General features: G+C 45.0%; 20 protein-coding genes, 1 tRNA gene and 1 riboswitch. All 21 genes read right to left on the bottom strand.

Annotation, left to right across the window (positions count from 1 at the left end; genetic code table 11):
- Positions 1 to 44 precede the first annotated feature (44 nt).
- The 21 genes from BMZ78_RS12735 to BMZ78_RS19385 all read right to left on the bottom strand — a co-directional run bounded on the left by BMZ78_RS12735 (position 45) and on the right by BMZ78_RS19385 (position 21,950).
- Positions 45 to 1,511 carry a UDP-N-acetylmuramoyl-L-alanyl-D-glutamate--2,6-diaminopimelate ligase gene (locus BMZ78_RS12735; protein ID WP_093230812.1) on the bottom strand — a complete coding sequence of 489 codons (1,467 nt, stop codon included), beginning with the start codon at positions 1,509 to 1,511 and terminating at the stop codon, positions 45 to 47.
- A 286-nt stretch (positions 1,512 to 1,797) separates the two neighbouring features.
- Positions 1,798 to 3,660, bottom strand: coding sequence for a bifunctional homocysteine S-methyltransferase/methylenetetrahydrofolate reductase (locus tag BMZ78_RS12730; RefSeq protein ID WP_093230811.1), 1,863 nt, complete (start codon positions 3,658 to 3,660; stop codon positions 1,798 to 1,800).
- Positions 3,661 to 3,672: 12 nt separating this feature from the next.
- Complete coding sequence (gene metH, locus BMZ78_RS12725; protein WP_093230809.1) at positions 3,673 to 7,122, bottom strand: methionine synthase; 3,450 nt, start codon at positions 7,120 to 7,122, stop codon at positions 3,673 to 3,675.
- Positions 7,123 to 7,219: 97 nt separating this feature from the next.
- Positions 7,220 to 8,560 (bottom strand): homoserine dehydrogenase, encoded by a 1,341-nt coding sequence (locus BMZ78_RS12720; RefSeq protein ID WP_175482460.1) that lies wholly within the window; start codon positions 8,558 to 8,560, stop codon positions 7,220 to 7,222.
- The gene (metX, locus tag BMZ78_RS12715) at positions 8,557 to 9,666 is read right to left on the bottom strand and encodes a homoserine O-acetyltransferase MetX (RefSeq protein ID WP_093230806.1); all 1,110 of its coding nucleotides are present in this window, start codon (positions 9,664 to 9,666) and stop codon (positions 8,557 to 8,559) included. The genes BMZ78_RS12720 and metX overlap by 4 nt, the downstream gene beginning before the upstream one ends.
- Before the next feature lie 135 nt (positions 9,667 to 9,801).
- A complete protein-coding gene (locus tag BMZ78_RS12710; protein WP_093230805.1) occupies positions 9,802 to 10,965 on the bottom strand; it encodes an aminotransferase class I/II-fold pyridoxal phosphate-dependent enzyme in 1,164 nt (387 codons plus the stop codon).
- A gap of 19 nt (positions 10,966 to 10,984) precedes the next feature.
- Entirely contained in the window at positions 10,985 to 12,124 is a 1,140-nt protein-coding gene (locus tag BMZ78_RS12705; protein WP_093230803.1) for an aminotransferase class I/II-fold pyridoxal phosphate-dependent enzyme, read from the bottom strand.
- Positions 12,125 to 12,213: 89 nt separating this feature from the next.
- Positions 12,214 to 12,331, bottom strand: a riboswitch (SAM riboswitch).
- A gap of 96 nt (positions 12,332 to 12,427) precedes the next feature.
- Positions 12,428 to 12,871, bottom strand: a complete 444-nt coding sequence (gene ndk / locus BMZ78_RS12700) for a nucleoside-diphosphate kinase (RefSeq protein WP_093230802.1) — start codon at positions 12,869 to 12,871, stop codon at positions 12,428 to 12,430.
- A 90-nt stretch (positions 12,872 to 12,961) separates the two neighbouring features.
- A complete protein-coding gene (gene hepT / locus BMZ78_RS12695; RefSeq protein ID WP_093230800.1) occupies positions 12,962 to 13,933 on the bottom strand; it encodes a heptaprenyl diphosphate synthase component II in 972 nt (323 codons plus the stop codon).
- 10 nt (positions 13,934 to 13,943) lie between these two features.
- Positions 13,944 to 14,792 (bottom strand): menaquinone biosynthetic enzyme MqnA/MqnD family protein, encoded by an 849-nt coding sequence (locus BMZ78_RS12690; protein ID WP_245739853.1) that lies wholly within the window; start codon positions 14,790 to 14,792, stop codon positions 13,944 to 13,946.
- A complete protein-coding gene (locus BMZ78_RS12685) occupies positions 14,789 to 15,388 on the bottom strand; it encodes a UbiX family flavin prenyltransferase (RefSeq protein ID WP_093230797.1) in 600 nt (199 codons plus the stop codon). Before BMZ78_RS12685 ends, BMZ78_RS12690 begins: the two co-directional genes overlap by 4 nt.
- Positions 15,385 to 16,254 carry a UbiA-like polyprenyltransferase gene (locus BMZ78_RS12680; RefSeq protein WP_093230796.1) on the bottom strand — a complete coding sequence of 290 codons (870 nt, stop codon included), beginning with the start codon at positions 16,252 to 16,254 and terminating at the stop codon, positions 15,385 to 15,387. The genes BMZ78_RS12685 and BMZ78_RS12680 overlap by 4 nt, the downstream gene beginning before the upstream one ends.
- A gap of 16 nt (positions 16,255 to 16,270) precedes the next feature.
- Positions 16,271 to 16,987 (bottom strand): demethylmenaquinone methyltransferase, encoded by a 717-nt coding sequence (locus BMZ78_RS12675; protein WP_093230794.1) that lies wholly within the window; start codon positions 16,985 to 16,987, stop codon positions 16,271 to 16,273.
- A gap of 6 nt (positions 16,988 to 16,993) precedes the next feature.
- Positions 16,994 to 17,722, bottom strand: a complete 729-nt coding sequence (locus tag BMZ78_RS12670; RefSeq protein WP_093230793.1) for a heptaprenyl diphosphate synthase component 1 — start codon at positions 17,720 to 17,722, stop codon at positions 16,994 to 16,996.
- A 58-nt stretch (positions 17,723 to 17,780) separates the two neighbouring features.
- Entirely contained in the window at positions 17,781 to 18,314 is a 534-nt protein-coding gene (locus tag BMZ78_RS12665) for a hypothetical protein (RefSeq protein WP_093230791.1), read from the bottom strand.
- 79 nt (positions 18,315 to 18,393) lie between these two features.
- Positions 18,394 to 18,615: a trp RNA-binding attenuation protein MtrB gene (mtrB, locus tag BMZ78_RS12660; protein ID WP_093230790.1), complete on the bottom strand. Its 222-nt coding sequence runs from the start codon at positions 18,613 to 18,615 to the stop codon at positions 18,394 to 18,396.
- 112 nt (positions 18,616 to 18,727) lie between these two features.
- Positions 18,728 to 18,805 (bottom strand) — tRNA-Pro (locus tag BMZ78_RS12655).
- Between the two features lie 91 nt (positions 18,806 to 18,896).
- Positions 18,897 to 19,463 carry a GTP cyclohydrolase I FolE gene (gene folE, locus BMZ78_RS12650; RefSeq protein WP_093230788.1) on the bottom strand — a complete coding sequence of 189 codons (567 nt, stop codon included), beginning with the start codon at positions 19,461 to 19,463 and terminating at the stop codon, positions 18,897 to 18,899.
- 144 nt (positions 19,464 to 19,607) lie between these two features.
- Positions 19,608 to 19,904, bottom strand: coding sequence for an HU family DNA-binding protein (locus BMZ78_RS12645; protein ID WP_093230786.1), 297 nt, complete (start codon positions 19,902 to 19,904; stop codon positions 19,608 to 19,610).
- A 276-nt stretch (positions 19,905 to 20,180) separates the two neighbouring features.
- Entirely contained in the window at positions 20,181 to 21,659 is a 1,479-nt protein-coding gene (spoIVA, locus tag BMZ78_RS12640) for a stage IV sporulation protein A (RefSeq protein WP_093230785.1), read from the bottom strand.
- A 159-nt stretch (positions 21,660 to 21,818) separates the two neighbouring features.
- Positions 21,819 to 21,950 carry a hypothetical protein gene (locus BMZ78_RS19385; protein WP_281244570.1) on the bottom strand — a complete coding sequence of 44 codons (132 nt, stop codon included), beginning with the start codon at positions 21,948 to 21,950 and terminating at the stop codon, positions 21,819 to 21,821.
- Between the last annotated feature and the right edge of the window lie 307 nt (positions 21,951 to 22,257).

Below are 22,257 nucleotides of genomic sequence, written 5' to 3'. Positions count from 1 at the left end.
TGACTGCTTCGTAAGCTTCTCTGTACCTTATTACCTTCCACTGTTTATTTTTGGCCGATGGAAAGAAACTCTTTTACAACCTCTGCATCATCAAAGCGGATCTTGGTTCCCTTAATCTCCTGATAGTTTTCATGGCCTTTTCCAGCTATGATAATGACATCTTGCGGTTGAGCTGATTGCATAGCAAAATAAATAGCTTCTTTTCGATCTACAAACTTCTTATATGGACAGTTTGTTTCTTTTATGCCTACTTCAATATCCTGTAAGATTTTTATTGGATCTTCTGATCTGGGATTGTCTGAGGTAAGAACACAACAGTCAGAGAGTTGACCAGCTACTTTCCCCATGTTAGGACGCTTGCTTGGGTCCCGATCCCCGCCACATCCAAAAACAGTAATAATTCTACCTTTGGCAAATTCTCTAACCGTAGTTAAAACATTTTCCAAGGAATCAGGGCTATGAGCATAGTCCACGATCACAGAATAACCTCCAGGTGTATGGAAACTTTCAAATCGCCCACGGACACCTTTTACTGCCGCTAATCCATCCGCAATTTCCTTTAGTGTGATTCCCAGATTTAAGCAAGCACCTGCAGCTGCTAAAGCGTTATATACGCTGAACTTACCTGGAATCCTTAAGAATATGCACTGTTCATCCCCATTGTAATTCATGGTAAATCGAACACCTTCAGCACTGATTATAATGTCACTCGCTGTAAGATCTGCTTCCTGATGATTAATTCCATATGTTATGATTGATCCAGTTGCTATTTCCAAAATTTCTGCTGATAATGGATCGTCTAAATTGATAACATTGGCTTCACATCGATTGAACAACTTAAGCTTCGCATTTTTGTAGTTTTCCATGGTTCCATGATCATCTAAGTGATCCTGTGTAAAGTTCGTAAAAACCCCCACCTTAAAGCGACAGGCATCCACACGCCCTAATTCCAATGCCATTGAGGAGACTTCCATCACAATATCTTGTGCGCCTTCATCCAACATTAATTTAAATAAACGTTGTAAATCAGAAGCTTCTGGAGTTGTTGGAGTTGTTGTATCAAACGGAATTACCTTGTCACCAACCTGCTTGCAAACGGTTCCAGTGACTCCCACTTTACGACCAGCCGTTCTTAGGATTTTAGAAATTAGAAATGAGACAGACGTTTTTCCATTTGTACCTGTGATTCCTATTAGATTGACATCTTTGGTTGGTTCGCCAAAGAAGATGCTGCTCAGTTGGGGCAAGGCCTTTCGAGAGCTTTCAACCTTGATAACCGTCACATTCTCTGGAATATGAGATACTTCTTTTTCTACCACGAGTACGGTTGCTCCCTTTTCTAAGGATTGTGGGATAAACTGATGTCCATCTCTTTTGAATCCTGGAATGCAGACAAACATTGTATTTGGAGTTACTTTCCGAGAATCAAAAGCAATATCGTCCACTTCAATATCAAGGCTTCCTTGTAATAACTTGTAAGGGGTTAAATGCAAAATCTCTCTCAGTTCCATTATTTAACAATCTCCTCTGCCTGAAAATTATGTTACGCACGCTACAGGGGGCTTGTCAAAGTCAGAGAACAATCCACGTGATTGCCGTGGCCCAAACATCAAAAAAATGGCCCTATTTCTCGCGAAGAGAGGATAAGGTTTTGTAATCTCCCCTATTTCTATCCCCAATTTCCTTTATCTATTTATTTTCCTGAAACATGCAACCCCTGGCCCTCTTCTTGCGACAAAAGCCAAGGGTTTGTCAACAATCTCAGCACTCCAAATCACGGAGTGCTTGTTTTCCCATCTACGCCTCCAACGCCAAACACTTTCGATCTTTTTCCCGGATGTACTGTGTCAGTTCTTCTGTCATCTGCCAGTAAGAAAACGGCGTGATCAGATAAATGCCATTGAACTTTTCCATCGCCACATCGAGCAGCTCCTTGGCAATCTGGACGCCTTCTTTCCGGCCCGCTTCTTTATCTTTCTGCGCTTCCATTCGTTCCAATACGGACTTTGGAATTTTAATGCCAGGCACTTCATTATGTAAAAAGACCGCATTCCGATAACCCGTCAGGGGCATGATTCCCACAAAGACGGGAATCCCGATATCCTTGGTCGCTTCGTACAACTCCAGGATCCCTTGCTCGTCATAGATGGGCTGGGTCATGACAAAGTCGGCACCGGCCTCCACTTTTTTCTTCAAACGCGCAACAGCTGCCTCGATTTTTTGTACATGTGGGTTAAAAGCAGTTCCAACCACAAAATGGGCTTTTTGCTTGAGGGGTTTACCCGAAAAAGAAATCCCATCATTTAACCGTTTCACCATGCGAATGAGTTCAAACGAGGTCACATCATAGATGGAGCTTGCTCCTGGCAAATCCCCCATCCGTGTGGGGTCACCGGTAATGACCAAAATTTGGTCAATGCCCAGTGCATGCAAGCCCATCAGATGGGATTGTTGCCCGAGCAGATTTCGGTCACGACAGGCGACGTGCACCAACGGCTCGATGCCCAGCTGGGATTTCAGAATCGCTCCCAAAGCGAGGTTGCTCATCCGTGCGGTTGCCAGGGAGTTATCAGCCATGGTAATCATGTCGACCCCTGCCTGGGACAAACGATGAGCACCCAGTAAGAAACGGTGAATATCCAAGTCCTTCGGAGGATCCAGTTCACAGATAATGGTACGCTCTTTTTTCACGCGATCGACAATGGTGTTTTTCTTCAGTTTTACTTCGGCAACTTCAGGGATGACCACCTCAATTAATTTCGGTTCCGGATTTTTTCTCGGGACTGGCTTCTTCCCATCCAACGCTTGGGCGATCTGGCGGATATGTTCTGGAGTGGTACCACAACAGCCTCCGATTAATCGCACCCCTTGCTCTACCAATAGCGGTGCTGTTTCCCCAAAATACTCAGGATCTGATTTATATGTCATCTCACCATCATCAATCCCAAGCCGTCCTGCGTTTGGAAAGGCTGAGATAATCAAATGCTCAGGAATCACGGTCTTTTCCAAACTCCGCAAAATCTCCATCGGCCCCAAACGACAGTTGATTCCAACTCCATCCACACCGTGATCAGCCAATTGCTGCAAAGCGTCCGAGAGCGTAAAGGCATCCCGTGTTCTCCCTACCTCAATCATGGATAACTGAGCGATCAAAGGTAAATCGGTCAACGGGCGTATCGCTTTGACAGCAATCAGGAGTTCCTTCAAGTCCAAAAAAGTTTCCAAAATAATGCCATCAACTCCGGCATGAAGTAGGGCAGTGGCCTGCTCTTCATACATATCCCGATATTCTTCTTCATCAAAAGCTGCGACCCGGCCCGCACAGATCGAGCCGATCGAGCCGACCACATAAGCATCTTCTCCTACGGAATTACGGGCGATTTTCACAGCTTCCCGATTGATCCGTATGACTTTGCTTTCCAAACCATAACGTGCCAAGCGCTCCCGGTTAGCCCCATAGGTATTGGTTTCGATCAGGCGCGCTCCTGCCTCATAATATGCTTGATGCACATGAGCAATAAACGCTGGATTACTGAGTACCAGTTCTTCATTACATTGGCCGATCGAGATCCCCTGTTGGAACAGATAAGTGGCCATCGCTCCATCGCCGACTAACAGAGAATCGGCCAAATACTCTTTCAATCCTTTTTTGCGCACCATTCTCCCCTCCTTTTATACTGCATTGAAATAGCGGGCTTGTGGATGAGCAAACACCATTGCCGATACAGAAGCTTCAGGTTCCATCATGCAGCCTTCCGTGAGTTGAATGCCAATATCCTCAGGCTTGATCAGCCGGAACAGTTTCTTCTGATCCTCCAAATCCGGACAGGCAGGATACCCAAACGAAACACGAATGCCTTGATATCTGGCACCAAACCGTTCCTTCATCGTCATCTCCACCGGATCGGGGAAGCCCCATCGATCCCGCATGACCTGGTGCAATCGCTCTGCAAATGCTTCCGCCAATTCCAGGGCCAGCGCTTGCAGCATATGAGAGAGCAAGTAATCTCCGCTATTTTTCCATTGCTCCGATAACTCGCGCACACCGTCTCCGGCTGTCACGGCCAAAAATCCGACAAAATCCACGACACCCGATTCCACTGGTTTAAGGAAATCTGCCAAACACAAATAAGGTGGTTTGCTTTGACGCGGGAAGGAAAAGCGTTCGATCACACGGCTTTGATCTTCTGGGTCATAAATCAGGATATCATTGCCATCTGCCTGAGCCGGGAAAAACTGATACATTCCTTGCGGACGAAGCACTTGATCTCTTTCCAGATAAGCGAGAAGTTCATCCACCCTGTTCTTCAGTTCCACGGTCTTCTCGTCGCCTGCTTGGATAAGTTCTTCCACCTTGCCACGAATCCCCAAATGTTTCCCCAACAGCATCTGTTCATTGAGATAGGGACGCAAATGACCCAGCGGAACATCCCGAAAGATGTGCCGTTTCAGATCTGGAGGGACAAAGACCGGTGCACTCTGATCAATCGGGCTTCGCGTGATCGTGGAAGTGGTGGTTTGACCTGTTGACTCTTGTGGTGCAGACTCTTTATTTTTCGCAAGTTTTTCCTGATGCGCTTCTTCCAGGCGTTCCCGATCGGCTGGATTGACCAGTCGATTCGCCAGTTCCAGTCCATTCATGGCATCTTTGGCATACAGCACCAAACCATCATACTCGGGAGCAATCCGTGTTTCTGTAAACTTACGGGTCAGTGCTGCTCCACCGACCAAAATCGGGAGATCGATTTTGGCTGCCTTCAAATCTTGAGCGGTAATGACCATCTGTTGTGCGGATTTGACCAACAATCCAGATAAGCCGATAATATCCGGCTTTTCTTTTCGAACGGCTTCAATCAGCGTTTCTGGCTGCACTTTGATTCCCAAATTCACTACTTCATATCCGTTATTGGAAAGAATGATTTCAACCAAATTCTTTCCGATATCATGGACATCCCCCTTGACGGTTGCCAAGAGGACTTTTCCTTTGGTATGGGTCTCTGCTTTATCCATATGGGGCTCCAGATAAGCAACCGATGCCTTCATGACTTCCGCACTTTGCAGTACTTCAGCCACAATCAGCTGGTTGTCATTGAACAACCGGCCCACTTCATCCATGCCGGCCATCAATGGACCATTGATAATATCCAACGGTGTATACTTTTTAAGGGCTTCGTCCAGATCCTCGAATAAACCATCCTTGGTTCCTTCCACCACATATCGTGCCAGCCTTTCCTCTAATGAAAGATGGGAGATCGGCTCTTTTTTCTCCACTTTTTTCTCGCGATAAAAAGCAGTAAATTCATTGAGAACCTGTTCATAGTTTTCGTGCGTCGTTTCAAACAGCAACTTTTCAGCCAAACGGCGTTCTTCTTCGGGAATGGAAGCGTAGCGCTCCAACTTTTCTGTGTTGACAATGGCGTAGTCGAGTCCGGCCTTGGTGCATTCATACAGGAAAACGGCATTCAATACTTCACGCCCTGCTCCAGGCAAACCAAAAGAAACATTGGAAATCCCCAGAATGGTTGCGCACTCTGGCATGGCTTCCTTGATCAAGCGAATCCCTTCTACCGTATCCAATGCTGAACCGATATATTGTTCATCACCGGTTCCCACCGGGAAAACAAGCGGGTCAAAAATGATATCTTGCGGCGAAAGTCCATATTTGTTCACCAGCAAATCATAAGAGCGCTTTGCTACTTCCAATTTCCGCTCTTTCGTCACCGCCATACCAACCTCATCAATCGTTCCAACCACCACTGCCGCACCAAAACGATGGATAAGCGGAACCACCTCTTCAAAACGCTTTTCCCCATCTTCCAAATTGATCGAATTGATGACCGCTTTTCCTTGCGAATAGGTCAAAGCCCGCTCCATCACTTTGGGATCGGTGGAGTCGATCATCAAAGGCACTTTCACTTTTTTGGTCACATATTGCAAAAAGGCTTCCATATCCGCCAACTCATCCCGGTCTGGATCTGCCAAACACACATCAATGATCTGCGCTCCGCCTTTCACTTGTTTGCGTGCGATTTCGGCCGCTTCTTCATACTTCCCTTCTGCAATGAGGCGCTTAAACTTGCGAGAGCCGATGACATTGGTCCGTTCCCCTACCAAAAGCGGACGATTGTCCGGCTCCAAATAAACCGGCTCAATCCCGGAAACCGCTGGCAAATGTTCGGTAACAGGTTGACGCGGCTTTTTTCCTTTCATCACTTCTGCGATCGCGCGAATATGGTCAGGCGTTGTTCCACAACATCCCCCAGCCATATTTAACCAACCGGCATCGGCAAAATCGGCCAATTTCTGCGCCAAAGCCTGTGGAGTTTCCAGGTAGTTTCCATCTTCATCAGGCAGACCGGCATTGGGATAACAACTGACGGCACAGGTAGCCAGACTGGATAGCGTACGAATATGGTCTTTCATAAACTCTGGACCTGTCGCACAGTTAAGCCCGACCGCAATCGGCTTCAGATGTTCAATGGACAAGTAGAACGCTTCAATGCCTTGTCCCGCCAACATCGTTCCCATCGGCTCGATGGTTCCCGAAATCATGATCGGGATCTCAACGCCCAACTCCGCAAAAGCCCGCCGAATTCCAATGCTCCCAGCCTTTACATTCAAGGTATCCTGTGAAGTTTCCAACAGGAGCAAATCCACTCCACCCTGAATGAGCGCTTTGGCCTGGCGATAATACGATTCGATCATTTCGTCAAAGGTAGCTCCACCTGTGACGGATAAGGTTTTGGTGGTCGGTCCCATCGCTCCGGCCACATAACGAGGCCACTCGGGAGTCGACCATGCATCTCGCGCCTCAATCGCGCAACGCGCCGCCGCCAAATTGATTTCTTCCGTTTGATCCTGCAGTCCGTATTCTGCCAAAACAATCGGAGTTGCACCAAATGTGTTTGTTTCAACAATATCCGCTCCAGCGCGATAGTAAGAAGCATGAATCTCACGAATCAAATCGGGGCGGGTTAAATTCAGATGCTCGTTGCACCCCTCATACTCCTCACCGCCAAAATCCGCTACTGTCAGGTTGGCCTGTTGGAGCATGGTTCCCATTGCACCATCGATAATCAGAATCTTTTCTTTCAAACGTTCCGTAATTGCTTTTTTCTGCATAGGGTTCATCCTTTTATTCACAAATTTTTCATCCGATGATTGACTGTGATTGATCAAAATCGGGTTAAACACTTCTGAAAGAACCCGATTCTATCTATCAAATCGCCGAAGCGAGTTTTCTTGATTGCGTTGCAACTTGATCCAAGCAGGGTAAAACCAACGGCTGTTGACTCAGCAAACCGTTTGCAGATGCCTGATCCAGGAGCTCGATCAACCTTTTCCGCGGCAGATTTTGTACAATCCAGCCAAAGTTCTCTTTACCTAGCGCTTCTTTCTTCACTTGATGGATCACACGGCCTCCCCATTCCGCAATCACTCTCTTCAGTTGCTGCTCCAGTTGTTGCGATTCCTGCTCCGCACTCGTAAACCGGATGAAAAAGCGGGAACTTTCTGTTTCCAAACATCGATGTGAAGATGTTTGCCAACAGGTTGTACGGAGAACCTGCCCTGATTGTCTCAGCAAGGCCGTTAAATCTTCAATCACGGCACTCGCCGTTGGGTATTCGCCAGCTCCTTTTCCTACCAGTGTCACGTCTCCCACCACATCACTATAGACCGTTACAGCATTAAACACATCATGAACGCGGGCAAGCGGATGGGAAAGCGGTAAAAGACAAGGTCCAACGGACAATTCGATCCCTCGCTCCGTCTTTCGGGAACGAGCCAATAACTTGATCACATAACCAAATTCTCTCGCCCAGCCCAAATCAATCGGCCGGATCTCTTTAATTCCTTCACGAAAGATATCACTTACAGGTACTTCTACATCAAAAGCCAAATTGGTTAAAATCGCCAGCTTGTAGGCAGCATCATATCCTTCTACATCATCGGTGGGATCTGCTTCTGCATAGCCCAATTCCTGGGCCTCTGCCAATGCCTCTGCAAATGTTTGACCCGTTTGCTCCATCTTCGTCAAGATGTAATTGGTCGTTCCATTTAATATTCCTGATATCTCATAAACACGGTTCGCAGTTAAATAACCCTGTAAAAAACGAATGACCGGGATGCCACCCGCCACACTTGCCTCAAACAGTAACTGTACACCTGATTCCTGAGCAGCCTTCATCAATTCAGAGCCATGTTTGGCCAACAATTCCTTATTGGCAGTAATGACATGTTTTCCAGATCGAAGCGCCTTTAAGAGAATGGTTCGAGCCGGTTCCACTCCTCCCATCACTTCAATCACAATGGATATATCCTGATCGTCAACAATCCGATCGGCATCAGTGGTCAGCTGTTCAGGGAATACCTTTACTTTTCGCTTCTTTTTGGGATCACGCACCAGAATATGTGGAACTTCAATGCGATACCCTGTGCGCTCTTTAATCAATGCCTGCTGATGCAGTAATACTTTCATCACTCCTGAACCAACGGTTCCCAATCCCAGTAAACCGACTCGGACTGTCTTGTTCGCCTTGACTGCTGTTTCGTTACTCATACAGTTCCCCTCCGCTCCGACAGAAAATGACCAATCCATTCATTCATCATGTCCCATTCAATTAAAAACGCATCATGCCCATAAATGCTTTTCATTTCTCGATATTGAACAGGCTTTCCAATCGACTTTAGCTGCTCTGCTGTCTGTTTCAGTTCTTGAGCTGGAAACAGAAAATCGGTATCAATGCCAATAAAGAGTCCATGAGCCGAAATCTGTTCCAGCACATGGATATACTCACCACGTCCACGGCAGATATCATGCAAATCCATCGCTTTTAGCAAATATAAATACGAATTCGCATCAAATCGCTCAACCAGTTTGTTTCCTTGATAGCAAAGATACCGTTCGACTTCATATTCTGATTCCATTGAAAAAGGATTGCAAAGTGGATTCATCTCTCGGCCAAACCGCTCTTCGTATAAATCAAAACTGCGATAAGTAATCATGCCCAAACGCCGAGCCAGATTGAGCCCCTTTTTGGGAAAGGTTCGTCCATAATAGTTGCCCTGACACCAATCCGGATCATTCACGATCGCCTGCCGCATGATATTGTTCCAGGCAATGCCCATGGCTGAAAATCTGGCACTCGTCGCTATAGGAATATAGGTTTCGACAAATTCCGGATACATCACGGCCCATTCAAACACTTGCATACCGCCCATGGAGCCACCGATCACGGAAAGTAAACGCTCAATGCCCAAACTTTTCACCAAATGATATTGGGCTTGAACCATATCCCGAATCGTTACCACAGGGAAACGCAATCCGTATGGCTTCCCATCTTCTGGATGCCGGGAAGCAGGTCCCGTCGATCCGTAACATCCTCCAATGACATTGGCACAGATGATGAAATAATGTTCTGTATCCAATGCTTTACCGGGTCCAATGATCCCATCCCACCAACCAGGCACTCCATCACTGCTGCCGGCATGAGAATCACCCGTTAAAGCATGGCAAATTAAAATGGCATTGTCTTTCGCCTGGTTTAAAGTTCCAAAAGTTTCATAAGCGAGAACGGCCTCATTCAATACCTTGCCACTTTGCAACTCCAGCGGGGGAAGCTGATAAAACTTGCGCACGACTTCTTTCTTTGTTGAAACAGACATACCATCGCCCCTCTCATCCTCTCCAGATCAACATCCATCTCACCTACTCTTGACAAGAGTTGGCTAACTGACAAAATCGAATCTTCCATTAATCACAAATGGAACTATCCTTCATGTAAACATGATCATTGGCAATTATTTGCCAGAAATGAGTACAGATACTTTCTCCTCCATCGCTTGCGCCAAATCCTCAATCAAATCGTCCACATTTTCCAGACCGACCGACAAACGGAGTAAACCATCCGTAATTCCATATTTCAAACGTACTTCTCGTGGCATCGACGCATGGGACATTCTGGCTGGATAAGATAAAATGCTCTCAACCGCTCCCAAGCTCACTGCCACAATCGGTAAACGCACTTTGTTTAAAATCCGTTTGGCTTTCTCTTCACTGCCTACATCAAAAGACAGAACCGCTCCATGACCTTTGGCTTGTTTCTCTTGGATGGCATGTCCCTCGTGCGATGGCAAACCTGTATAGTACACCTGACGAACAGCTGGATGTTGTACCAGCCAACAGGCCAAAATTTCAGCGTTTTTGGTCGCTGTCTCCATGCGAACCGGCAATGTTTTTAAACCTCTGAGAACCAACCAGGCATCCTGTACGCCCAAAATGGCACCAAAAGAGTTTTGCAAAAAAGCAAGTTTCTCCGCAATCTCTTCATCCCTGGCCACAACCAAACCAGCCACTACATCACTATGGCCGCCAATAAACTTGGTCGCACTATGTACCACGATATCGACTCCCAAAGCGAGTGGCTGCTGGTAATAAGGCGTAAGAAATGTGTTATCCACAATTGTCAGAAGCTGATGAGAACGGGCAATTTTCACGATCCCTCTTAAATCACTCACCTTTAACAATGGATTGGATGGAGTTTCCACGTAAATTCCTTTCGTGTGCGGACGAATCGCTTCCTGTACGGCTTTCAAATCGGTTGTATCCACAAAAGTGGCTTCGATTCCCAAACGTGACAGCACTTGGGTAAGCAAACGATAGGTTCCACCATATACATCTTGGGAAACGATCAGATGATCACCACGAGAAAAGAGCAGAAATACCGTTGAAATCGCCGCCATCCCTGAAGCAAAGGCAAAGCCACGACAGCCTCCTTCCAGTTTGGCAATCGCATTTTCGAGTGCTTGACGTGTTGGATTTCCGGAGCGTGCATAATCAAAAACTCCCGGGTGATCAATGGAAAACTGGTGATAAGTCGATGCTTGGTATATCGGGATACTCGCCGCACCTGTGTAAGGATCGATTTCATTGCCATTGTGCAAAGTGATGGTTTCAAATTTCACGCTGATCAACCTCCAGTTCCTATTTTTCTACGCTTCGAAAAGCATTTTCTATGTCTTGCTTCAAATCTTCCACATGCTCGATTCCGACCGACACACGTAACAATCGATCACATACTCCCACCTTTAGGCGAATTTCTTCAGGTACATCGGCGTGGGTCTGCGTTGCTGGATACGTAATCAAGCTTTCCACGCCTCCTAAACTTTCCGCAAAAGTAATAATCTTCAAATTTTGCAGAAGGGACTGAATATACCGTTTATCTTTGACTCGGAAGGATAACATGCCTCCAAATCCATTGGCCTGTTCACTTAGAATGGCTATTCCTCTCGAGTCCAATGCCGGATAAAACACCTCATCGACCAATGGATGCTGACTTAGATATTCAGCCAAACATCGTGCGTTTTCCTGATGTTTTTCCATCCGTAACGCAAGTGTCTTCATTCCGCGCATCAACAACCACGAGTCCATAGGAGAAAGTGTGGAGCCGATAGAATTGTGGAGGAATAGCAAACGCTCAGATAATTCGTTCCCTTTTGTTACAATCAGGCCTGCCAACACATCGTTATGCCCGCCAAGATACTTGGTTGCACTATGGATCACGATATCGGCACCGAGTTTTAAAGGCTGTTGCAAATATGGCGTCATGAAAGTATTATCCACAATGGATAAAAGCTGGTATTGTTTCGCGATTTGACACACCTGAACCAGATCAACCACATGCATTAAAGGGTTGGTTGGTGTTTCGATGAAAAGCGCTTTTGTATTGGGGCGGATTGCCTGTTCCACTGCTTCTAGATCACGAAGGTCGACATAAGAAAACTGCAGTCCATAACGTGTCAAAAGTTGTTCAAATAAACGATATGTACCCCCGTACAAATCCAGTGAAACAATGAGATGATCGCCCTGTGAAAACAAACCCATCACCGTCTGGATTGCTGCCATTCCTGAACTGCAGGCAAATCCGGCATCTCCACCTTCCAGGCGAGCGATGCTTTCTTCCAAAACCTGACGAGTAGGATTCGCTGTCCGTGTATAATCAAAGCCTGTACTTACTCCCCCAACATGTTCATAGGCAGTAGCAAAATATACAGGAAAATTGATTGCTCCCGTTTTTCTTTCTTTTTTGGTTCCGATCTGTGCCAGTTTTGTTTCCATTCGCATGGCTGGGGCCTCCTCTCGTTAGTTCCGCACACATATAAAAAACCTCTTCTCTTGATAAGAGAAGAGGCGGCTTTCGCTGTCATCTTCTTCTCTTATCTTTCAGGAATGTGACAAGCATTCCTGCTGGAATTAGCACCATCCAATGTCCGAAGACATCGAGGTTGCCGGGCTTCATAGGGCCAGTCCCTCCGCCACTCTGGATAAGAGAACATCCATAACCTATTCAATTGTCTAACCGTTCACTACATCAATATTAATTATAATAGACATCTTCTTAATCGTCAAGCAACATCCATTTTTAAATTAAATCCATCGATTGATTGTTTTTTCATAGTTATTCAGGTCTTCCTCATTAAACCAAAGCGCGATTTCCCGTTCTGCACTTTCAGGCGAATCGGAACCATGAATAATATTCATACCTACACTAATCCCATAGTCACCACGAATCGTACCTGGTAATGCATCTGCCGGGTTGGTTTTACCCATCATCTGACGAGCGGTAGCGATGACATTGTTACCAGCCCATACCATGGCAAATACAGGACCTGAAGTAATAAAATCAACCAACTCACCAAAGAAAGGTTTATCTTTGTGTTCAGCATAGTGTTTTTCAGCCAATTCTTTGGAGACGGTCATCAATTTTGCTGCAACCAGCTGATATCCTTTTTTCTCAAAACGGGAAACAATTTCACCAATTAAGCCACGTTGTACACCATCGGGTTTTACCATGATAAATGTTTTTTCCATAGCGTGCTTCCTCCAAACTTCAGATCATATGTACATGAAACCATCCAAAATTTTAACAAGAAGTTACAAGGAAAGCAACTTATTTCATCGTTAATAAGAACGTCGAACGATAAATTCGGTGATAAATTGGAGAGATTGGCTTGCATGGGATGCAGGAAGTTTCTCCAACACTTGTAACGCTTTTTTCAGATAGCGTTGAGACAATCCGATCGTAAAATCAATCCCGCCTGATTTCCGGATCAGTTCAAGTACTTCTTCAAAATTGTTGCTTTCCCCTTTGCTTTGCAGGTAACATTCAATCACTTTCCTGTTGGCTGGCTCTTCATGACATAATGCATAAATGACTGGCAACGTGACATTCCCCTGGCGCAAGTCACTGCCTGCAGGTTTTCCCAACGATTTTTCCTCACCAACCAAATCCAGCACATCATCTGTCATCTGAAAGGCCATCCCCACATAATAACCGTACAGATAACATTTTTGCACGATATCCAGGCTGGCTCCACTTACCAATGCTCCCAGTTGACAGCTGATCGCAATTAAAAAGGCCGTTTTTCTTTTAATACGCTGCAAATAGCGTTTTAAAGACTGGTTTTGATTGTACAGATCACGAATCTGCTCAATTTCGCCGATACACATTTCCTTCATGGCTTTGGCCAAAATTTGATGCACCATCGGCTCTTTCAGTTGCGTAATCACTTGCAAGGCCTGGGCCAAAATATAATCGCCCGTATACATCGCTACCCGATTATCCCACTGCGCACGTACAGTTTGCCGTCCACGTCGAAGATCCGCATTATCAATGACATCATCATGAACCAGTGTAGCCATATGGATCAGTTCCAAAGCCACGGCAACTTTTCTCAACTTCTCCACATCATACTTCCCAAAGTGCCCAGATAAGAGAACAAATACCGGACGGATTCTTTTTCCACCTGCTTTTAGCAGATGAAGGGAAGAAGCTTGCAGTTGATCCACTTCCGAATCAACCGTTTGTTCCAGTTCTTCTTCAATAAGTTGAAGGTCGTTTTGTAACCCCTTATAAATCTCCTGCAAATTCATATGCTTCACCTTAAACTGATGTGCTGATACTTGCCAGTAAATCGAGTGTACAAATTTCAATCTCCTGTTTTAGCAAGCCTAATTCGGTCGCATATTGATAATATGTTTTTAACCCTTTGATCTGATCTTTACCCAAATCATGATTTAGACCATTGAAGTAATGCTCCCAGAACTCCCTGGTTCCTCCTACCTGGCTGATGGCTTTGTTGACCACCGGTTCCAGGTCTTTCTTTCCTTTTTCTTTGGCTTCGATAAATCGCTGATAAATCCTTTCCAGCTCAGGCAAACGCTGTTCAGCAATCTCTCTGCGCACGGCCCAAACTGCAAAAGTCATCGAAAGCCCTGTTCGCTTATGCCATTCTTCTCCCAAGTCAAATATACGATATCCATGATGATGCCAAGAACCCCGAATCGCATCATCGCCGATCAGTAATGCCGCCTCTGCCTGTTCCATCATTTTTTCCAAATGGGGCGCCATTGTCAAATATGTTGGTTTCACTTGTTCAAAACGCTCCAACAAAATCCGCAACAAATTCACTGAAGTGGCCGATGTATTTGTTAGCGCTATCCGGGCACCATCCAGTTCACTTAAATCTTTTCCTTTGGTAAAAAGAAAAATCGAACCGACAGGTCCCGTTGCACTCACAGATAAATTTGGCAAGATTACATAGTTTGGATACGCTTCACCATAAGCAAACGAAGAAATGGGACCCAAATCAATTTCACCTTGCGCCATTCCCCGATTCAATTGACTGGGAACTTGAGGTATCAGTTCCACTTCCAGCCCTTCTGTCTCAAAATAATAATAAACAGGCCACACATTGGTATAGGATATTTCACTGATTCTGACCGGTCTCATGCTTTGCCCTCCCATGGTTGATATAGCTGATGATCGATCCCCAGTATATCCAACACTTTACCAGCAACAAACCGAACCATATCGTCAATGTGGGTAGGCGAAATATAAAACGCAGGCATCGCAGGTACAATTGAGACACCAGCCTGCGCAAGCTTCAGCATATTTTCCAAGTGAATGGAGCTGAGTGGCGTTTCACGCGGGACCAGGATCAAAGGTCGACGCTCTTTGATCATGACATCAGCTGTTCGTTCCAATAAATTGGAAGAAATACCATGTGCGATCTTGGCAAGTGTCCCCATTGTGCATGGGATCACAATCATGGCATCAATGCGAAATGAACCTGAGGCAATCGACGCTCCGATGTCTTTGATCGGATGATAGATCAGTGTCCCAGGTAAATGGCCAAAACGCTGATAAAAAATCTGCTCTCGCTCCTGAATCGGCCACTGATGTTCCTCTTTCAATACACGCCAGCCTGCCTCTGTCACCAATAAATGCACTTCATGTCCTTGACGGAGCAACTCTTCCAACAAACATAAAGCATACGGTGCCCCACTGGCACCGCTCATTGCTACAACCAATCGTTTCCGGCTCATAATAACACATCCACCATCGTAAATACGAATACAATCACGCTTAAAATTCCATTCATCGTAAAGAATGCCGTATTCAGCCGAGAAAGATCATCAGCAGAAACAATCATATGCTCATAAACCAAAATCGCTAAAGCAATGAGTACACCCATGCCATACCAAAACTGCAGCTTCGTTAAAAACAGCAAAGCAATCAGGCCTATTGCTGTCCCTGCATGCATCCATGAAGAAATGGCCAGTGCCCGTTTTATCCCAAAACGAGCCGGGATCGAAAACAGACCTTCTTTACGGTCAAACTCTACGTCCTGACAGGCATAAATGACATCAAACCCACCAATCCATAAGGCAACGGTGGCAAACAAAATGAGTGCCATGCCATCAATCTGTCCTGTTGTTGCCACCCATCCACCCAATGGCCCAAGTGCCGTGGTAATACCAAGCACAAAATGGCAGGTCCAGGTAAAGCGTTTGGTATAAGAATAAAAAACCAGGAAAAAGACAGCAATCGGCAATAACTGAACCGCCAACATATTCAGCTGTGCTGCAGCATAGAAAAGAACAATGAAAGAGATAAGAACAAATCCCCAGGCAAAGGTCACCGAAATCAAACCAGCTGGGATGTGACGGTTCGCCGTACGCGGATTCTTGGCATCGATCTGGCGATCAATAATCCGGTTTAAAGCCATTGCTGCACTACGTGCTCCTACCATCGCCAGGGTAATCCAACCAATCTGGGCCCAGGTAGGCAGATGGCCTTTGACTTCCAGGCTACCAAGCACTGCTCCCAAATAAGCAAAGGGAAGAGCGAAGATGGTATGCTCAAATTTAATCATATCCAAAACCATCTGTATTCTTCTCAGAAAGCTCATACATCATCTTCCTTCATCACTCGATTGGTTTTCGTCCAATATGAAGAGCTGTAATTCCTCCCGTAAGCGGATATACTTCGACTTCTTCCAGGCCAACTTCTTCTTTCATGATCCGTGCCAGCTCTTTGTAATCGGGAAACTTCACCAATGACTCCGGGAGCCATCGATACTGCTCGTATCGATTCGCAAACAGCTTCCCCAACCATGGCAGCAATTTTTCAAAATAGAAAAAGTATAACTGCCTAAACACGGGCCAGGTTGGCTTAGACAGTTCCAAAGAAACAACTTGTCCACCCGGTTTCACGACCCGCTTCATTTCCTTCAATACCTGAACCAGATCCGGAACATTTCGTAGAGCAAATCCAATCGTAGCATGATCAAACGTGTTATCTGGAAAAGGCAGTTGCATCGCATCTCCCTGAACGAGTTCGATTTGCGGATCAAGTCCCATTTTTTTTATTTTTTCACGACCTACAGCCAACATATTGGCGCTAAAGTCGAGTCCAACCACTTTTCCTGTTTGTGAAGCTTCTGCCAAAGAAATAGCCCAGTCACACGTTCCACAGCAAACATCGATCGCTGTATCCCCAGGCTTAACGGCCATTTTCTTCATCGCAAACTTACGCCAGGCTTTGTGACGTCGAAAACTCAAGAGCGTATTCATCCGATCATAGTCTTTGGCAATGCTTTCAAAAACCTGATGGACAAATCGGGCTTTTTCCTGTTTCTCCATTCCCGGCTACCCCCCCTTAACCAGAGAAAAGCTCCCCAGTTTTTTAGACCAATGATCCAGTTTCTCCGTTAAAATACCTTTGACTTCCCCAGTTGGCAGCTGGGAAACCGCTTTTTTTGCTTCATGCCAGGCAGATTGACATTTTTGGAATAAAGTCTCATTCCAATCTGTCTGATCTTCTTCCAACAGATGCAAGACAGTAAGCGATGACAACAGCCGATGCCAGAGATTGCGCAAATCTTCGACAACATGAAAAAAATCGGCTAACGCCGTCAACAGTCCGCTTTCAATCACCTGTCTTTTCTCCCACTTGGCCTCGTGATCAGCTGTATGATACCTGACCATCTTGGCTTCATTTATCGTGCTCGTTGCACGAGCCAGGCACTTAATTCCTTCTATTTCCTGATAACGGGATAACAGATGATAATAAAGGCTACTGAAATAATCACCAGCTAATACATATAATTGCCTCGCTCGTGTTTTCTGCAAATCTTCTTCGTGATCAAGCGAAACTTTTTCATGCAAGTCCAGCCCCATTTTTAACAGCGTTGTCGCTACACAATATACATGAGCCCGTTCTTTTGGCACGCCATAGGATTCCATAAATAAATGTAATAATTGCACAAAAAAAACAGGAATTTTTGGCTTACCAATCACTTTTTCCAAATACGGTTCATGAGCCAGTTCTCTGATTCGCTGAAAACTTTTATCAATTTCTGTATGTATGGACGTCATTCAAGCGCCCCCCAAATATGACCCTCTAGTCTGTTTGCTTAAATAGTATACCATACTTTTATGATAGATTGTCAGTCCCGTCACCGCTTCTTCCTTCGGAATTATCTGGGATCCAAATCCAATGAAACATCTCTTGCAAATAAGCTTGATAAGAGCGTTTTCCCAATTTTTCCATTTGCGGATCTTTCTCCAGATGTTGTTGATTTGCTTCAATCTTCACACGTTTTCCATTGGCTAACGAAATCAGCAAATCGACACGCTTAATATTGGAAAGACCCACGAAGGAACTTTTCAATAAAAGAAAACACTCTTTATACAGCATAGCATCCTGGAGATGTTTGGGCTGTGACAAGTCGACAATTAACTGATCTCCTTGCAAATCCACCCTCTTCATCTCTACCTTTAATGCAAGAGATAGCATGTAATCTACCAAATTTTTCTCTGTCAGTTTCGAATGGATAGATGACTGAAAAACGGCTACTTCACTTTTTGCTTCATTCCTTTGTTGCAAGATCGGGATGAAGGAAAGCAAAGCAGCAATCAAAATGGACAAAACCACTGTTGCCAATAAACGTTGAGCCAATGCCTTCATCGGAGCCCTCCTTTTCTTTCTGTCATCATTTTATTTATCCAGACAGAAAAGATGACAGAAATGAAGGAGCAAAGCGACATTACTCATCGGAATCAATTCGGCCATAAGGAGTCAGAATCGTTGCCTTGCCACGCACTTTGATCGCAGAAGTATGTTCGGTAAACTGGGCGATCATCACTTCTCCCTGATCCAGCTTTTCCGAATGATGGAAACGGGTGTCTTTTCCTCTCGTCAGGCCAATGACATTGACACCATTTTCTTTTGCTTTAATCACAATAAAGTCACCGTTTTCTCTGGACATTCTTCTCCCTCCAATCGATAAATTCCCATTACTCCATAACTTTCAGTTTACCACGAAATCCTTCCATCATGTAAACAAAAATAAAAGACTCTTCCTTTCACGGAAGAGTCTTTGGTCGGGCTAGCCAGATTTGAACTGACGACCTCTTGCGCCCCATGCAAGCGCGCTAACCAAGCTGCGCCATAGCCCGTTACTCTAAATATGGAGAAATCTCGATGGAGAGATTACGTAAATAAATATATAACAGGCTATGTAGAGTGTCAAGAGGCTTTTTAAAAAATTTATTTGAGTCCCATCAAGCTTAATGCTTCAGCACGCGATGCCGGATCTTCGGCAAAAACCCCTCGAACCGCAGAAGTAATCGTTTTGGAGCCAGGTTTTTTCACACCTCGCATGGTCATACACATATGTTCGGCTTCTACAACTACAATGACACCATGTGGATCCAGTTTTGTCATAATGGCATCGGCAACAGTTGCTGTGATCCGCTCTTGCAGCTGTGGACGTCTGGCTACTGCCTCAACCGCACGTGCCAGTTTGGATAATCCTACTACTCTTCCGCCACGTGGTATGTATCCAACATGGGCCTTGCCAAAGAACGGAACCAAATGATGTTCACATGTAGAGAAAAACGGAATATCTTTGACAAGTACCAATTCTTCATGATCTTCACTGAAAATGACCGAAAAATAATCCTCCGGATTTTGCTTTAGCCCTGCAAAAATTTCTTCATACATTCTGGCTACACGTTTCGGAGTATCTATTAAACCTTCACGGTTTGGATCCTCACCGATTGCTTCCAAGATCATGCGCACCGCTTGCTCAATTTTTTGATGGTCGACTTGCATGAATGATTCCTCCATCCATTCCTACAATCATTTATGAAAAGAAAAGATTCTTATCGTTGATTATAACACATTTCCATTCAATCCAATCAAACCAAAAAAATAAAAGGCCCCGAAGGGCCATCGCAGGGGTATGTATGATCCTGCTTATTCAGTAACTTGGACCTGCTTTTGATTCACTTCTTCTTTCAGCTGTTTGCCTGGTTTGAAAGCAGGTACTTTCATTGCCGGAATGGTAATAGGTTCTCCGGTCTGTGGATTACGACCTTGGCGTTCAGCACGCTCACGAACTTCAAAGTTACCAAAACCGATCAACTGTACTTTATCTCCTGCACGTAATGCTTCGGTAATGGCATTGAGTACAGCTTCTACTGCCAATGTTGCATCTTTCTTGGATTTCCCCGTAGCTTCTGCTACTTTATTGATCAGATCGGTTTTATTCATAAAGGCACCTCCTGTACAAATCCACGCGTATTCTAACCAGTTTCGTCTGACAATGCCTGTCCCAAACGATAACATCGAGATTTGCGTGGGAACAAAGATATAGTAATACAGACGTGATAAGAGTTCAAGAGAATTCTTGAGTTTAGATAAAAAAATCGCAAAAAAGGGGAGTTCGAAGAGTCAGTTTTAACCATTTTTCAGAACCATACATCCATAATGGTCCGCTTGCAAAAAAATAATACCCCAGTCACTTTCGTTAACTGGGGTATCAAACAATTATAAGATGATGGCAATAAGTCCACCTGAACCTTCATTAATAATTCGCTCAAGTGTTTCCTGTAATTTATAACGGGCATTTTCTGGCATCATGGACAGCTTTGCCTGAATTCCTTCACGAACAATGGAGTTTAAAGATCGGCCAAAAATGTCAGATTCCCAAATACGCAGTGGATCACTTTCGAAGTCCTTCATGAGATAATTGACCAATTCCTCACTTTGCCTTTCCGAACCAATGATCGGGGCAAATTCGGATTGCACATTGACACGGATCATATGAATGGATGGAGCGGTAGCCTTCAGACGAACCCCAAAACGAGGACCTTGCTTGATCAGTTCCGGTTCATCCAATGTCATCTCCTCAATGGACGGTGCAGCCACACCATAACCGGTCGTACGAACCATTTTTAGCGCATCAGCTACCTTATCGTATTCTCGTTTGGCTACAGTGAACTCTTGCATGAGCTCCAGCAAGTGATCTTTGCCTTTAATCTCAACGCCAACGATTTCAGTGAGCACTTGATCATACAGTTCATCAGGCGCATACAAATCAATTTCTGCCACTCCTTGCCCCATATCCATGCCTGATAACGCCGCTTTTTCGATAAAATCGAATTCGTGGAATTGCCCCACAACACGATCCACATCTCGAAGCCGTTTAATATCTTTGACTGTTTCCCGTACTGCATGTTCAAAATCCCGGCGAAGCCAATGATCCTCGCTTAGAACCATTACCCAACTTGGTAAATTGACATTGACTTCATTCACAGGAAATTCAAAGAGGGCTTCTCTCATGACTCCCAGGATATCCTGTTCTCCCATTGATGCCACGCTCATGGCAATGACTGGGATATCATACTTTTCTGCCAGTTCTGCTCGTAAATTTTGGGCTTGTTCACTATATGGGTTTGTCGTATTCAATAGCAAAATAAATGGCTTTCCAAGTTCCTTTAACTCATTGATGACCCGTTCTTCTATTTCCTCATAGGATGTGCGTGGAATATCCGTAATCGATCCATCTGTTGTCACAACAATTCCGATCGTTGAATGATCCTGAATCACCTTCCGCGTTCCTACCTCTGCTGCCTCCTGGAACGGTATGGGTTCGTCAAACCAAGGTGTATTGATCATTCGTGGTCCTGCTTCATCCTCATAGCCTTTGGCACCTTCAATAGCATAACCGACACAGTCAACTAACCGAATATTGACACTCAATCCTTCATCGACATGAATGTTTACCGCCTGGTTTGGAACAAATTTCGGCTCAATCGTCGTAATCGTTTTTCCTGCACCACTGTGTGGCAGTTCATCGGTCGCCCGGATCCGTTCGGATTCGTCACTGATGTTTGGAATCACTACTTGCTCCATAAAGCGCTTGATAAATGTTGACTTTCCGGTGCGCACCGCACCGACCACACCCAGGTAGATGTCTCCCCCTGTTCGTTCTGCAATATCTTTCAAGATATCTACTTTTTCCACAATTTACCCTCCTTTAATCTCTTTCCACTTGCTTGTGTCGCCGGTGCGAAGGCTATCTCCTCCCTCCGGTTTCCTTTCTCAGGACACTACTAATATATGAGCCCACATACTTAATATGATTCCTATTAAAGAAAAAACAGTGTGATGACTGGCAAATTTCTAATCGGTTCGAGGGAAATGTCTTGGCTTGACAGGCTTGGCACGAAATCCGGCAATTTTCACAGAACCCGACAATCTTCCCAAAAGAAAAATGCCCGGAATAACAACAAGATGAAATATAAGACTGCTCATGCTGTTCATCCTTTCACCCGATCTGTTCATTTATTGTATGTTTGGAAAATAAGAATAATTACAGACATGTTCAGCTTGTTGACGAAGTATTCGTTAAATGCCGGTTTGTCAACCAGACCCTCATGTTGCCGAGCAACACTATCAGAGGTTTGATTTTCTATAAAGCGGAAAGGTAGGTTCCTTTCGGAGTGACTGTGATGGTACAGAAGTCTTCACGGAGGAAGTAACCCATCCCGAAGCGCGGGAGAGAGGTCCCTCACCGATTTAAAAAGAAACTAATAAAAACAAAATGAAAGGATTACAATTC

Origin of the sequence: Thermoflavimicrobium dichotomicum, assembly GCF_900114055.1 — a bacterium.
In the GTDB taxonomy this organism is placed as follows: domain Bacteria; phylum Bacillota; class Bacilli; order Thermoactinomycetales; family Thermoactinomycetaceae; genus Thermoflavimicrobium; species Thermoflavimicrobium dichotomicum.
Note: the sequence above shows the minus strand (reverse complement) of the source record. Positions and strands in the feature narration are given on the sequence as shown.

What these genes read in the sequence shown, in the direction of transcription:
- BMZ78_RS12735 (WP_093230812.1), bottom strand. Translation starts at nt 1,511, where the DNA reads ATGGAACTGAGAGAGATTTTGCATTTAACCCCTTACAAGTTATTACAA.
- BMZ78_RS12730 (WP_093230811.1), bottom strand. Translation starts at nt 3,660, where the DNA reads ATGGTGCGCAAAAAAGGATTGAAAGAGTATTTGGCCGATTCTCTGTTA.
- metH (WP_093230809.1), bottom strand. Translation starts at nt 7,122, where the DNA reads ATGCAGAAAAAAGCAATTACGGAACGTTTGAAAGAAAAGATTCTGATT.
- BMZ78_RS12720 (WP_175482460.1), bottom strand. Translation starts at nt 8,560, where the DNA reads ATGAGTAACGAAACAGCAGTCAAGGCGAACAAGACAGTCCGAGTCGGT.
- metX (WP_093230806.1), bottom strand. Translation starts at nt 9,666, where the DNA reads ATGTCTGTTTCAACAAAGAAAGAAGTCGTGCGCAAGTTTTATCAGCTT.
- BMZ78_RS12705 (WP_093230803.1), bottom strand. Translation starts at nt 12,124, where the DNA reads ATGCGAATGGAAACAAAACTGGCACAGATCGGAACCAAAAAAGAAAGA.
- ndk (WP_093230802.1), bottom strand. Translation starts at nt 12,871, where the DNA reads ATGGAAAAAACATTTATCATGGTAAAACCCGATGGTGTACAACGTGGC.
- hepT (WP_093230800.1), bottom strand. Translation starts at nt 13,933, where the DNA reads ATGAATTTGCAGGAGATTTATAAGGGGTTACAAAACGACCTTCAACTT.
- BMZ78_RS12690 (WP_245739853.1), bottom strand. Translation starts at nt 14,792, where the DNA reads ATGAGACCGGTCAGAATCAGTGAAATATCCTATACCAATGTGTGGCCT.
- BMZ78_RS12685 (WP_093230797.1), bottom strand. Translation starts at nt 15,388, where the DNA reads ATGAGCCGGAAACGATTGGTTGTAGCAATGAGCGGTGCCAGTGGGGCA.
- BMZ78_RS12680 (WP_093230796.1), bottom strand. Translation starts at nt 16,254, where the DNA reads ATGAGCTTTCTGAGAAGAATACAGATGGTTTTGGATATGATTAAATTT.
- BMZ78_RS12675 (WP_093230794.1), bottom strand. Translation starts at nt 16,987, where the DNA reads ATGGAGAAACAGGAAAAAGCCCGATTTGTCCATCAGGTTTTTGAAAGC.
- BMZ78_RS12670 (WP_093230793.1), bottom strand. Translation starts at nt 17,722, where the DNA reads ATGACGTCCATACATACAGAAATTGATAAAAGTTTTCAGCGAATCAGA.
- BMZ78_RS12665 (WP_093230791.1), bottom strand. Translation starts at nt 18,314, where the DNA reads ATGAAGGCATTGGCTCAACGTTTATTGGCAACAGTGGTTTTGTCCATT.
- mtrB (WP_093230790.1), bottom strand. Translation starts at nt 18,615, where the DNA reads ATGTCCAGAGAAAACGGTGACTTTATTGTGATTAAAGCAAAAGAAAAT.
- folE (WP_093230788.1), bottom strand. Translation starts at nt 19,463, where the DNA reads ATGCAAGTCGACCATCAAAAAATTGAGCAAGCGGTGCGCATGATCTTG.
- BMZ78_RS12645 (WP_093230786.1), bottom strand. Translation starts at nt 19,904, where the DNA reads ATGAATAAAACCGATCTGATCAATAAAGTAGCAGAAGCTACGGGGAAA.
- BMZ78_RS19385 (WP_281244570.1), bottom strand. Translation starts at nt 21,950, where the DNA reads ATGAGCAGTCTTATATTTCATCTTGTTGTTATTCCGGGCATTTTTCTT.